This window comes from Mastigocoleus sp. MO_188.B34 (genome assembly GCF_030065675.1).
GTDB lineage: Bacteria > Cyanobacteriota > Cyanobacteriia > Cyanobacteriales > Nostocaceae > Mastigocoleus.
Genome location: NZ_JASJDK010000080.1, coordinates 16,556 through 29,978 on the forward strand (window position 1 = coordinate 16,556; position 13,423 = coordinate 29,978).

Annotated in this window: 8 protein-coding genes; 1 reads left to right on the forward strand and 7 read right to left on the reverse strand. The window is 37.0% G+C overall.

From position 1 onward, the window contains the following. Positions 1–103: 103 nt before the first annotated feature. The 7 genes from QNJ50_RS18345 to QNJ50_RS18375 all read right to left on the reverse strand — a co-directional run bounded on the left by QNJ50_RS18345 (position 104) and on the right by QNJ50_RS18375 (position 8,221). Positions 104–3,004 (reverse strand): CHAT domain-containing protein, encoded by a 2,901-nt coding sequence (locus QNJ50_RS18345; protein ID WP_300637836.1) that lies wholly within the window; start codon positions 3,002–3,004, stop codon positions 104–106. 162 nt (positions 3,005–3,166) lie between these two features. Next, positions 3,167–3,706 (reverse strand): hypothetical protein, encoded by a 540-nt coding sequence (locus QNJ50_RS18350; RefSeq protein ID WP_300637838.1) that lies wholly within the window; start codon positions 3,704–3,706, stop codon positions 3,167–3,169. Between the two features lie 53 nt (positions 3,707–3,759). Then, the gene (locus QNJ50_RS18355; protein WP_027847101.1) at positions 3,760–4,092 is read right to left on the reverse strand and encodes a PadR family transcriptional regulator; all 333 of its coding nucleotides are present in this window, start codon (positions 4,090–4,092) and stop codon (positions 3,760–3,762) included. 378 nt (positions 4,093–4,470) lie between these two features. Beyond that, positions 4,471–4,635: a hypothetical protein gene (locus QNJ50_RS18360; protein WP_300637841.1), complete on the reverse strand. Its 165-nt coding sequence runs from the start codon at positions 4,633–4,635 to the stop codon at positions 4,471–4,473. Between the two features lie 128 nt (positions 4,636–4,763). Continuing rightward, entirely contained in the window at positions 4,764–4,970 is a 207-nt protein-coding gene (locus tag QNJ50_RS18365; RefSeq protein ID WP_300637843.1) for a hypothetical protein, read from the reverse strand. Between the two features lie 347 nt (positions 4,971–5,317). Then, positions 5,318–6,448 (reverse strand): DUF1822 family protein, encoded by a 1,131-nt coding sequence (locus QNJ50_RS18370; RefSeq protein WP_300637845.1) that lies wholly within the window; start codon positions 6,446–6,448, stop codon positions 5,318–5,320. A 258-nt stretch (positions 6,449–6,706) separates the two neighbouring features. Then, on the reverse strand, positions 6,707–8,221 hold the full coding sequence (locus tag QNJ50_RS18375) for a hypothetical protein (protein WP_300637847.1): 1,515 nt from the start codon (positions 8,219–8,221) through the stop codon (positions 6,707–6,709). 762 nt (positions 8,222–8,983) lie between these two features. Between QNJ50_RS18375 and QNJ50_RS18380 the strand changes: the two genes are divergently transcribed. Beyond that, a partial coding sequence (locus QNJ50_RS18380; RefSeq protein WP_300637849.1) for a CHAT domain-containing protein occupies positions 8,984–13,423 on the forward strand: 4,440 nt, incomplete at its 3' end.

A 13,423-nucleotide genomic window follows, 5' to 3' on the forward strand; every position in this document is an offset into this window, starting at 1 on the left:
GATGTTGTAGAGACGCGAAATTTCGCGTCTCTACAGGGTTTTGACGACAAACGAAGAAGTCAGAATGAATGACATAAACCACCAATATTAGAGTTTATAGTTATCACATAGGTTTACCAGTTAAAATAAATCCAGCCCAATAATAAGGATGGTCATAGATACAGTCACTTGATGTCATTTTATCCCGGTCATTTTGAATCATTAATGCTTCAGTTTTGAGATACTCACTACATAGGGGGTCGTTTAATTTTCCAGCTAAATTTAAATACCATTCAGCTAAACTTTGGTAAGTGAGTTGACGCAGCCATTCTTTGGCTTGTTTCAAAGCAATATTAGGGACATTTCCTTGCTGCAGTAACTGGTAAAATTGAATCATTAATAAAGCAGTGGAACGTTCGTCTACTGTCCATAGACTGTTGATAACGTAGCTTGCACCTTTAGCGAGAAAAGCACTGACTAAACCGACATATTCATCAACTAAACTTTCTGCACTGGTAATTCCGGTTTCGCAAGCGGAAAGACAAATTAATTCATAGTCACTCAAATCTAATTGTTTGTCATCAAAAATATCCCCCAAAGTTAATTTATCTGTTTGTGTTAACTGCAAAAATGACTCTCGCGGCTGTTCTGGGATGTGATCGCCATGTCCGGTAAAATGCAAATAACCGCTGTTTTTGTGTAAAGCTGTAATTAGTGATTCTTGGTTGATTTCAGGAGCTTTCAGTTCGCGACAGTTTGGATATAGGGCTGAAAGTGCGATCGATTCAACCGCAGTGAATGGTGAGTCATTGGTTGTAATACTCAGTAACGAAGGAAAGAACTGTTTTCCCTTTCCCCAGTTAGCATTCACTGGTGACATGTCTACAAGCTTTAAACCAATTTGAAAACTGGGTAAATAAGTAATGTTGAAACGTCTGGGAAATAGGTAATCTAAAGGTAATAAATGTAATTCTCGTTGGGGAATCAAAATTAATTGCTCAACATCTGTGAGATGTTCTGTCACGCGATTGATTTCTAAGATACTATACAGTGCATTGAGTAATACTTTCATTTTTTGTCGCCAAGGTGCTGTTTCTTTGGTTTTACTTGTATAATCACCTTGGCAATAATCTTGATAAGTTTGTTTCCACTTCTCCATCCAACTTTGAAAACTTTGCACTTGTTCGAGATAGGTGAAGTTAGATGCTTGCTGCGATGAGTTTCCGAACAAACTAGGAATGGAAAACATATTCCGCTTTCTTGTCTTTGCTTTTGTAGTTTTGCTAGGTTGAGGGGATAAAACTACAGGAGACTGATTATATTTAATAATGAAGGTGGTAATAGCATTAGGACTGATATGCCAGTAAATCGCTGCAGTTTTGGGATTGAGCAGTCTTTGCATATCCTCATAAGCAAACTTGGGTGGTTTATAATCCCAATGTTCTTGCAACCAAGCCAGACAAGTGTTCTTCCGTTGTTCTGCTAATTCTAAAGCTGCGATTTCCTTTTCTTTATCATTTGATTGGAGACGAAGATCTACCCGCATTTGGTTAAAAGGTGCAAATTTCCGCGCTAGGCTAATTTTATTTCCTTTGGTTTCAGATTCTGCTAGTAACTGTTCTAAGCGCTGAGTGGCTTCTTCCAAACGTCTTTGGAATGTGCTTTTATCACCCAAGGTGGAATAAACTTGCAACAATTCTTGCAAAACCTGTAAGTGACGTTGGGGGAATTTCTCGAAGCTGAGGAACTTTAGGGCTTGTTCGTAGCTATCTTTGGCGTCAAACCAGTCGGGGAAAGGGTTAGGTTGTTCTTTCCCGTAAACATATAAGGTTTCGCCCTTGTGACGATGTAACTCACCACAACCTTCTTCATAGTCGGGAGTCTGAGGTTTGAGTGCTTTGATACCATCATCCCAACATTTCACCGCAGCTTTGTAATTTTGAGATTTGAGAAGTGCTATACCCTTATTACCCCAAACCAGCAAATTTTGGTAATCTGTTAGGCGTAGGGCTTCATCAAAAGAGGCGATCGCTTCTTCATATCTTCCTAAATCATGCAGCGCCACTCCCCGGTTGTACCAAGCACTGTAGTCGTCAGGTTTAATTTCTATGGCTTTGTCACAGGAAGCAACTGCATCTTCATATCTTCCTAAATCACCCAGCGCGATTCCCCGGTTGTTCCAAGCACTGTAGTCGTCAGGTTTAATTTCTATGGCTTTGTCGTAGGAAGCAACTGCATCTTCATATCTTCCTAAATTAGTTAGCGCGTTTCCCCGGTTGTTCCAAGCACTGTCGTCGTCAGGTTTAATTTCTATGGCTTTGTCATAGGAAACAACTGCATCTTCATATCTTCCTAATTCATCCAGTGCAACTCCCCTGTTGTACCAAGCACTTTTGTCGTCAGGTTTAATTTCTATGGCTTTGTCACAGGAAGCAACTGCATCTTCATATCTTCCTAAATCACCCAGCGCCACTCCCCGGTTGTTCCAAGCAATGTAGTCGTCAGGTTTAATTTCTATGGCTTTGTCACAGGAAGCAACTGCATCTTCATATCTTCCTAAATTACCCAGCGCCACTCCCCGGTTGTTCCAAGCACTTTTGTCGTCAGGTTTAATTTCTATGGCTTTGTCATAGGAAGCAACTGCATCTTCATATCTTCCTAAATCATCCAGCGCAATACCTCTACCCCGCCAATCTTCCGCATCTTGAGGCGTCAATGCAATAGCTTGCTCGAAATCTAACTCTGCTTGCTGTGTCTGCTTTAGTTGTTTATACGCCATACCCCGACGTGCTAACGCCAAAATATAATTCGGCTTGACCTCCAGAGCTTGCTTGAGAAATTCTACCGACTCCTCGTATTTTTCCTGTCGGTAACAAGCTAAACCCAAACCATACAATACCTTGTGGTTTTGCGGTTCCAGTGCAGCAGCTTGCTGAAAAGTTTGCAAACCGGCTGCGTAATCTCCCCTATCCAGTCGATCGTGTCCTTGTTGGATTAAGCTAGCTACACTGGGCTTTAGCGTCATCTTCCCATAGTTGATAGTACTGACTTTTTATTATAGGTCAATGGTTTTAAATATAACAATTTATGTAGTTTGTATTACTATTACGCAATACTATTTATATTTTTACTTGAAATACACAAGGTTAAAACTTACGCCTTTTTTAAAAGAATAATAACTGATCAACTAACGTAATTTCCTAACAATCCTCACCAACCTCCTGAACTTAATCGCACTCACGGTTACACACAATGCAGTTAACCGCCAATAAGTAATAAAAGTCACTTTCCACTTCGCAATTCCACTAGCAAGTAACTGACGACGAGCCAGCAAAATATCATGCAACCAATCTTGATACTCTTCCCATTCGCGCGGTGAATTTTGTGAAAGAATTTTAGCGATCGCATCAGCAAATCTGACTTCACCTTTAACTGAGTTGTGTGATCTATTTTTTCTCGAACGACGGGTAATAATTCTATGCCGTCTAATTGTCGTATAGCTAATAATAAGACTTGCAATAATAAGAGTAATGCTTAGACCCAGAGCAAAAGCCTGAGGTAAGCCAAATTTTACCAATAGAACACCAATAACTAAAATAAGAGCGTAAATAGCACCTTCACAAATCAGATAGAGAAGAATTTTAGGAATTCCAATCAATACAAGACGTAATTGACTAAAAATACTCTTAAGCAAAGAATTAGTAGATTTTCGACTATATTTTTTCATATTTTAGTTCTTCCTTAGATTAGTTCAAAAAATTAATTCGATTAGAGATTAAATCAAGTCGCAAATAGCCTTAATGCTTCTAAAAATTGTTCCTTTTTATCCAGTGCTTGCAACCCGGAACCCGTGATTTTGTAATATCTTCTCCGCGCTCCTGTTGTTTCCTCTGCTGCTTCATCTCCCCATCGAGACTCCACAAATCCCCGTTTTTCTAGTTTCCTCAATGTAGGATAAAGGGAACTAAAACCAATTGTGCGATCGCCATTACTAGCTTTAGCGATCGCGTCCATGATTTCTAGTCCATACCTTTCTTTAAAGGACAGCGCATTAAGAATTGCTTCTTCTATGAGTGTTAAATCTAGGGTGTCCTCTTTCTTACGATTAGCCATATCTTGAAAATGATGATTATCCTAATAATTATTATATATTCATTTTTTGAATATACGTAAATGTAGTAAAAGTAAAAATGATACAAATCCAAACTTCCCCAATTAATTTTTCCCCTTATTAGAGGGGTTAGGGGGATCTAAATCCAACATAACTAGTAACTGACATTATTATTGAACTAAATACCAAAAAAATCTCGCTCATGGAATTGGTCTTTCTCTAGAAGTGCAAACTTAGAGAGAAATCATCCATAAAGCGATCTCAATTTAATTCACGTTAGACGTAAATTATCCACAAATTTTTAGAAAAACCATTGTCCTAAACACTGGGAGGTGTTTTATTTATCTCTCTTAAGGAGATAATTTAGACCTTAGACAGAACTAATCCTTGTTTGTAGCGGGATCTCCTTCGTAGGGTTGTACTCCTGTCTTGGGATAGTCATCATCGGTTGGAGTAAAAATTCTTTTAGCTCCACCGGAAATAAATTCAATAGTTTTTTGAAAAATATTTCCAATTGACTGAGAAATTTTACGAAATGCGGACATAATCAATGCTCCTTGATTTCATTTATTGAAAAACCTTCAACAAACTTCTCTCACATCAAATAAAGACTCTGAATACTGAAAAATCAAACTGAAAAATCAAAAAATCTGAAACAGCAATTTACTTGGTTTCAGCGATAAGCTAGCTCTCCCATAATCGGGGGAACAATCTGTACACTATTCGTTTGTTCGGTATTCGCTATATTCGGATCTATAATTTCGGGTTTAGGAGTTGTGCGTCGCGTCCACCAAATGCTTACGAGCAAGGTTAAAAATAACATTATTATGTAAGCAATCGAAAGTTTTTGATGGAATGGATTGGTATCTTGGGTCTTCATATTCACCTCCCGCACTGGCGATCGGGTTTAATTTCTTAAAGATTATGAGACTTTAAGGTTTACCCTTTGACCGCTTCCTTTAACTCCACTATTAGATTAGGAAAAGAATTTGGGGAATTTGTGAGGATCGGGAAATAGTTATATCAATTTTCTTTAATATTCTTGTACTTTGTTTATGAAAGGTAACAACGCTAAGACCTCTCAACAACGCCAGTTGCAATCTGCTGCAGCTACCCTCTAGGCTGGAAATGCTGTCTGTACGCGTAGCGTGTCAAGCGAGACAGGAAATAGGGAACAGAAAACAAATTCAAACAGTTGATGCGCATGAGTATTTTTTGATACTAGTATTACAGGATAAATTCTTCCGTAAACACAGCTTCTTGATAAATTGCTTCCACTTTGAACTTTTTCCCAGGAGATTCACAAAATCCTAGCTGAATAATGCAATCTGATTCGGTTGCGATCACTTCTTCGCTTTCTGCTTCATTTGAATTGTAATTCAGCGTTACTTTTAATTTCAAACCTTGCGGTAAACAATATTCATTTTCTGGACGAATCTGTACAATTACACCTTTTTCTTCATTTTCTTCGGGTTTCATCTTTACTACCAAGGCAAATTTTTTATTATTAAGTAATGACTCAAAATCAAATAATTTACCTTTCTGAATTGGATATTCAGGAGAATGGTTACTTCTTAAGTAAACAGGATCGGGTATTTGCAGTGTTAAAATTTCTTCAAGAGATTGCCAACTTTTTGTAAATCCTCCACTCCACCACTGTTCGAGATTTACCAAAGATTGAGTAAATATATTGGAAGTCCTATTAATAGTTGGTAACAACCTCCGATTGATTATGCTTTCTTTGGGTAAAGTAATAGCATCAGGTTCTAAAAAGCGAGCATAAATTAGCAGGTTATTCATTTGATTATCAAAGCGCAAGAATGGTATATTAATACTATTTTTGTTTCGCATTGTATCATTAATATCAACAGATTTATGATATCTTAATACTTCATCACGATCCATAAAACCATGAATAATCAATTTTTCTTCATCTTCGATAATTTCAACCAATACATATAAATCATCTGCTAGTTCTGGAGAATATATGATATTTTTAGGTACAGTTATCCAGTCATCAAATAAATTGTCTATTGTAATTAAACAAAGCTTAAAATTGCTTATTTCGATATTACGGATAGTATCCGTTAAGTTTTGATATTCAGGTTGAAATATGGAAGAATTATTGATATTGATATTAATATCTGGTGCTAATTCTTGTAACCATTCTTCAAAAGCAAATAAAGAAATTGCACTTAAATATGTTTTCCATTGATTTCTTTCACCAGTTACTTGGTGACTAATTTCTCTCGCTTTGTCAAAGTATTGTGATTTTAAGAAAATAATTATTGTTTCCAAATTTGGTTCGACCAAATTTGGTTCGAGATGTTGTGAATTATCTAATATTAAGTCAAACATGTTTTTTCTCTTTACTATTTAATCTATAAATTTGCTTGGATTTCTCTGGTTTTTCTAATTTGCTGTTACTGAATTAATAAACTATGTGACTAAGTTTGAATTTGTGATTCTTTTTGTAACAAGCATTGAATATCTCATTTGGAGAGTTACTGAAAGCTAGGATTTCCCAGTGATTATATTTTTCAAGTTTTTGTTAGTACAAAATTCAGCGTGATAGTCAGAATTATTATGATATTTAGTGGCACTTCCCGATTGATTTCAGCTGCATTCCTTACTTGTATCATGCAAATATTGACGCAATCGTTGAGCAAATAAACTATTTCTGCTCCGGTATTTACCGGAATTTATTTCTGCGAATGCTTCTTTAAAAGCCATATCGTAGATATAATCTCTGGTTGCTTCGGCTACAATTTTTAGTTTTTCTGGACTTTTCGATATAGAATTTAAACGAGAATCTACTGGGTTTTCTATAAGATTTTTAAGCAAAATTTCCTCGGTTAGGTACTCAGTAGTTTTCAGAAGTTGCTTTAAATTGAATATCCGTCTTGTTTTCACTCTATCAATAGACCACAAATTAGCAATTTCGTGTATGCTTAGAGGATTACTTTTTTGATAATAGAGTCCTAAACCTTCTGGGAATTTATTTGCGAAGCTACTGTATGCTTTACTTTTTCTCAAGTCTGAAACTTTTTCGGGTATTTTTTGAGCGATCGCTTGAGATAAAACTTTGATAAATAGGTTACTTATCACATTTAATAATTCTTGCCACTCTATTAATACTGGATCTAAATAAGCACCAGGAGGTAGATTAACTTGAACGGAATAATTATCATTGTCTATCTGCGATCCTACATCTAGTGATTCTGCTTGAGGAGTACCAAGCTTTGTCGAATACATATCCTGACGTAATATGTATGCAATACCTTTGAGACACCCTATCAGTTCTTCATGAGATTTTAGAGTGATATCTCGTTTCCGCAAGGAATATAGTATTTCTTGTAGTTGCTTGATTGTTGGATTTGTACATTTTCCTGTTTGACCATACAAGCGTCTATCACGACGATAAACTTGATGAAAGGCTTCTAAAATCTCACGTTCATTATGTTGTAAATGAGACTTGAGGGCATTGGGAATATCTTTACATAGTAGCGACCAATCACTAGGAATTCTGACTCTGTATTCCAACAAAAAATTTTTCAAATCCCTATTCTGTTGAGTAAATCTAATCGCCCAGTTATCTAAACTTTCTCTTTTAGATAAGTTTGGATTATAGGTTCGTAAAATTTCTATACTTTGATAATTTCCTTTATTCGTTATTGCTTGAGTAGAACCATCTTCCTTTAACATTAGCTGAGTTTTACCATCTCTGTCCAAAATGATGAAGTTTTTCCCATCATCATTTAGAACATATGGCAACAAATCATGATAAGTAAAGGGTTTAGGAGTATCAGTTCTGGAGGTCGAATTAATAATTATTTTGCAAGTTTTTGCGATCGCATGAGAAATGTAGCACCTCAAGCAAAGTCCAGCTAAAGCGCGAGTGTAAATGTCACAACTATCATCATGAAAAATTTTCCACAAATGCGTTTGAGTATTCTGGTGTATCACTCTAGATAAAGTTTGTTGGCGACTTTCCTGTGGGAATGTTTTTTTAAAGAACTCTTTTGCTAAGGTTAATGCTTGATCTCTGTAACCTCTTGTGAATGTACCATTGGGAGCTATAGGATTAGTAATGGTACAAATTGTCCAATATTTTGAAATATCTATATCCATAGTTCTTATATACATCTTTAGTTGTTTTGTGCATTCTCATGAATATTGATATTTATGAGAAAAATGCTAGAGATAAACAAGTTAACCGGTCACTTATCCTCAAAAAATTTGTAATTAATAAAAATTTGTAATTAATATAGTTGGACAGAATTAATTACATGATGTCATTGCGTTAATGTCAGCGTGCGTGCAGTGGGTATGGAGCATTGCGTAGCGTGTCGAAGACATAGTAGAATGACTCATGTGCTAAGTGCTAACGCAAATGACGGTAAATATTTTTGTCCACCACTTAGAGCTTTTGAGGAATTACGTGTATATAGTATTGTGAATTTTTTAGGGATACAGTAGTGAAAAGTGAAAAATCAACAGTTAAAAGTCAAATTCATTAAGTTTGATGCGTTCGTTTGTCGTTATCACCCTGTGAATATTACCCTAAAGTCAATACCCCACAGCTTTTTTTGCTCAAACGCACATGAAGAATGATAGTTCGGTGAATTTTCTCTTAACCTGTAAATTCTTTCAACCTGTAAATAATAGTAAAAGGTATATTGTTGCTCGTTAGTCGGATTATGTATTAGCAATTTTATTCATCTATCTGCAGACTTATTTCACAAAAAAATTTATTTCATAAAATGAATTTAAATAAAATAATAAAGAATTATTGATATTTTTACAAAAAACAACAAGCAACAAGTGTCATCATATCAAAAGGGTTAATAATAATAGCACCCAGATAATCAGCGAGGGTTAGGAAGTGTATTCATGCAGGTACTGGTAAATTTTAAGTTTGGTGATGGTGACTTTGCTAATGGATTCTCTGAGACCGTCATTAAGGCAAACATTGCTTCAGGTCAGCACTCTAAAGATATAAAAATCCAGTTACCCTCTGCACCCCTAATTCCTAGTTTGTATAGAAATTGGCAAAATAGATACATTGAGTTATTTGAAGCTCGTGGGATCAAAATTTTACCCTCCAAATCTTTGGCGACAAATTTTTATCCAGAGAATGAGAATGATGTTATCAGAGGTTTTACGAAAATACCAACTAATTTATCATTTGAGCAGTCTAAGCAAGAGTGTGATAGTTATGCATTGGATTTATGTACTGAAGTTAACCAATGGTTAGAAAAAATTAGGTCACAGTTAGAAAGACAACTGCTGTTAGAGGCAAATTCTCAAGTTTTGTTGGAGATTCATACTCAAAATATTACATCGCAGCAAACAAAGGATATTTTACATCGTTTACCTTGGCGGGAATGGGATTATTTTCACAAAGGTTCGGGTTTAGAGGTTGAAGTTGTTTTATGTTTGAGTGAATTTGAGTCGAATTCGCCGGAAGTTAAGGATGATGGAAAATTTAGAAGGGTAAAAATTACAAGTATCTTTGGTGATAGTAAAAATATAAATGTTGAAAGCGATAAGGAATTAATTACAAAGCTTGAAGGTCGCGGAGCAGAGTTAATTCTTCTGGAGCAACCGCAACGTCAAGAATTTAGCAAGTTATGGGATGAACCTTGCGATATCTTATTTTATAGCGGTCATAGCGAAACCTTTGAAGATGGAACAGTTGGTTCGCTGCAAATTAATTCACAAGAAAATTTAAATTTACAGGAAATCAGAAATACTTTAGGGGAAGCAGTAAAAAAGGGTTTAAAGTTAGCAATATTTAATTCCTGTGATGGTTTGGGTTTAGGGAAGCAATTAGCAGATTTACATTTACCCTATATCATAGTTTGGCGCGAACCAGTACCGGATAAAATCGCAATCGGTTTTCTTGAGTATTTTCTCAATTCGTACACAGAAGGAAAATCTTTATTTACCTCGGTGCGAGATGCAAGACTTAAGTTTATAGAATTAACACCTGAGTCAGAAAAGCAAATACCAGGATTAAACTGGTTACCAATTATCTGTAAAAATACCAGCGATTCACCTCCAACTTGGGAAGATTTGGGAGGGTTAAGAGGTAAACTTCCCAACTGTCCTTACAAAGGATTATCTGCATTTACAGAGGAAGATAAGAATTTCTTTTTTGGTCGAGATAATGCGATCGCCGATTTAGTTCAAGCAGTAGATACCCAACCTTTAGTTGGAGTCATTGGTGCTTCTGGAAGTGGGAAGTCGTCCTTAGTGTTTGCGGGTTTAGTTCCTCATTTAAGGACGACTAGTAAGGTAGAAATAGTATCCTTCCGTCCGGGGAAGAATCCCTTTGACTCTTTGACTGTTGCTTTGAGTTCCCATATCAGGTCTACTGTAATTGCGACCCAAGGAAGCAATCCCAACCTATTAGAAATTAGTAACGAGTGCGCAAGTCCAACACAAATAAACTTGCTTCATGATGAAAAAGCTTTGCACCGATTAATCGAAAATATTGTTGCTTCTGGTCAAATTTCCCCACAATCCTCTAAAAATATACCACAACTGTGTAGAGACGTTCCATGGAACGTCTCTATCAGGGACTATGGAGTAACGGATAATTCTGTTGTGGGGACGTCTAACGGACAGACATCCTACCAACACCAACGTTTTGTATTAATTGCAGACCAATTTGAAGAACTTTACACTTTAACCTCGGAAAAACAACGTCAAACTTTCTTAGATGCATTGCTTTACGCTGTCAGATTTACCCCAGGTTTTACCCTGGTGTTCACCCTCAGGGCTGATTTTATGGGAAAAACCTTTGTTGACTATAAACCAATGGGTGAAACTTTGCGGAAATACCCCCCAATATTAGTCACACAGATGAACCGTGTTGAATTAACTGCAGCGATCGAACAACCAGCCGCTAAGATGAAGGTGGAATTTGAGAAGGGTTTAACCAGTAAACTGATTGACGATCTTGGTGAGCAACCAGGACGTTTACCTTTATTGGAATTTACCCTATCCCAGCTTTGGGATAGACATGATAAATGGTATCTCACCCATCAAGCTTACGAAGAAATTGGTGGTTTAGAAAAAGCTTTAGCTAAATATGCAGATTCAATATTAAATTCCTTATCTGATGAGGACAAAGAAAAAGCGGAGCAGATATTTATTCAGTTAGTTAGTCCGGGGGAAGGTACGGAAGATACCAAACGTAAAGCAACCCGTGGTGAAGTGGGGGAAGATAATTGGGATTGGGTAGAATTTTTCGCGAATAAACGTTTGCTGGTAACTGGTTGGGATCAAAGTACTCAAGAGAAAACGGTAGAGATTATCCATGAAGCACTGATTCGAGAATGGGGAATGCTGTGCGAATGGATCAAAAGCAATCGTCAGTTCCGGGTTTGGCAGGAACGGTTACAGTTTACAGTAGTTAAATGGGAAGATAAAAAGCGTTCACCGGAATATTTGTTAAGTGGTGGTAATTTAGGTGAAGCAGAAGGTTGGTATTTCGATCAAAAATATCAGGAGTATTTGAGCGATTCTCAAAGTGAATTTATTCGGGAGAGTTTGGATGCAAAGGATCGGGAAGAAGCAGAACAAGAGCGTCAACGACAGGAAAAAGTACGGTTGCAAAAACGTGCAATTAGTTGGCTTAGTGGTGGTTTGTTAGCTGTTTCTGCTGCTACTGGGTTTGCTGGTTGGAATTGGGTAAATGCGGAGATAACGTCTACAAGAGAACGGCTTAATAGTTCAATTCTAACTTCAGAAAACTATTTGGATTTAGAGGATTATAGTGATGCATTGTTTGAAGCTATTAAAACCCAGCAATTCTTAGATGATAGCTGGTGGAAAAGTCAAGTACCAAATGATATCAAGAAGAAAATTCAAATAGTAATTAATCAGCCAATTCATTCCTTTATAGAAGCAAAACACACCATTAAAGGACATAAAGAAGCGGTTACGAGGGTGGTATTGAGCCCAGATGGTAAAACAATTGCTTCCGCATCTTTAGATGAAACAGTAAAGTTATGGGATGCACAGAATCGTCAATTAATCCACACCTTGGAGGGACATAAAAATGAGGTTTGGAGTGTGGTATTTAGCCCGGATGGTAAAACAATTGTTTCCGCATCAACAGATGGAATATTAAAGTTGTGGGATGCACAGAATCGTCAATTAATCCACACCTGGGAAGGACATAAAAACTCGGTTATGAGCGTGGTATTTAGCCCAGATGGTAAAACAATTGCTTCCGCATCAACAGATAGAACAGTAAAGTTGTGGGACGCACAGAATCGTCAATTAATCCACACCTTAAAGGGACATGAAAACTCGGTTTGGAGTGTGGTATTTAGCCCAGATGGTAAAACAATTGCTTCCGCATCTTTAGATGGAACAGTAAAGTTATGGGATGCACAGAATCGTAACTTAATCCACACCTTGGAGGGACATAAAAATGAGGTTTGGAGTGTGGTATTTAGCCCGGATGGTAAAACAATTGCTTCCGCATCTTTTGGTGGAATATTAAAGTTGTGGGATGTACAGAATCGTCAATTAATCCACACCTGGGAAGGACATAAAAACTCGGTTTGGAGTGTAGTATTTAGCCCAGATGGTAAAACAATTGCTTCCGCATCTTTAGATGGAACAGTAAAGTTGTGGGATGCACAGAATCGTAAATTAATCTACACCTTGGAGGGACATAAAAATGAGGTTTGGAGTGTGGTATTTAGCCCAGATGGTAAAACAATTGCTTCCGCATCTTTTGATGAAACAGTAAAGTTGTGGGATAAACAGAATCGTAAATTAATCAATACCTTGGAGGGACATAAAAGCTCGGTTTCGAGTGTGGTATTTAGCCCAGATGGTAAAACAATTGCTTCCGGATCAACAGATAGAACAGTAAAGTTGTGGGATGCACAGAATCGTAAATTAATCTACACCTTGGAGGGACATAAAAACTCGGTTTCGAGTGTAGTATTTAGCCCAGATGGTAAAACAATTGCTTCCGCATCTTTTGATGGAACAGTAAAGTTGTGGGATGCACAGAATCGTCAATTAATCTACACCTTGAAGGGACATAAAAACTCGGTTTGGAGTGTGGTATTTAGCCCAGATGGTAAAACAATTGCTTCCGGATCAACAGGTGGAATATTAAAGTTGTGGGATGCACAGAATCGTCAATTAATCCACACCTGGGAAGGACATAAAAACTCGCTTAGGAGTGTGGTATTTAGCCCAGATGGTAAAACAATTGCTTCCGCATCTTTTGATGGAACAGTAAAGTTGTGGGATGCACAGAATCGTCAATTAATCTACACCTTGAAGGGACATAAAAAC

What these genes read in the sequence shown, in the direction of transcription:
- QNJ50_RS18360 (WP_300637841.1), bottom strand. Translation starts at nt 4,635, where the DNA reads ATGTCCGCATTTCGTAAAATTTCTCAGTCAATTGGAAATATTTTTCAA.
- QNJ50_RS18365 (WP_300637843.1), bottom strand. Translation starts at nt 4,970, where the DNA reads ATGAAGACCCAAGATACCAATCCATTCCATCAAAAACTTTCGATTGCT.
- QNJ50_RS18355 (WP_027847101.1), bottom strand. Translation starts at nt 4,092, where the DNA reads ATGGCTAATCGTAAGAAAGAGGACACCCTAGATTTAACACTCATAGAA.
- QNJ50_RS18370 (WP_300637845.1), bottom strand. Translation starts at nt 6,448, where the DNA reads ATGTTTGACTTAATATTAGATAATTCACAACATCTCGAACCAAATTTG.
- QNJ50_RS18375 (WP_300637847.1), bottom strand. Translation starts at nt 8,221, where the DNA reads ATGGATATAGATATTTCAAAATATTGGACAATTTGTACCATTACTAAT.
- QNJ50_RS18345 (WP_300637836.1), bottom strand. Translation starts at nt 3,004, where the DNA reads ATGACGCTAAAGCCCAGTGTAGCTAGCTTAATCCAACAAGGACACGAT.
- QNJ50_RS18350 (WP_300637838.1), bottom strand. Translation starts at nt 3,706, where the DNA reads ATGAAAAAATATAGTCGAAAATCTACTAATTCTTTGCTTAAGAGTATT.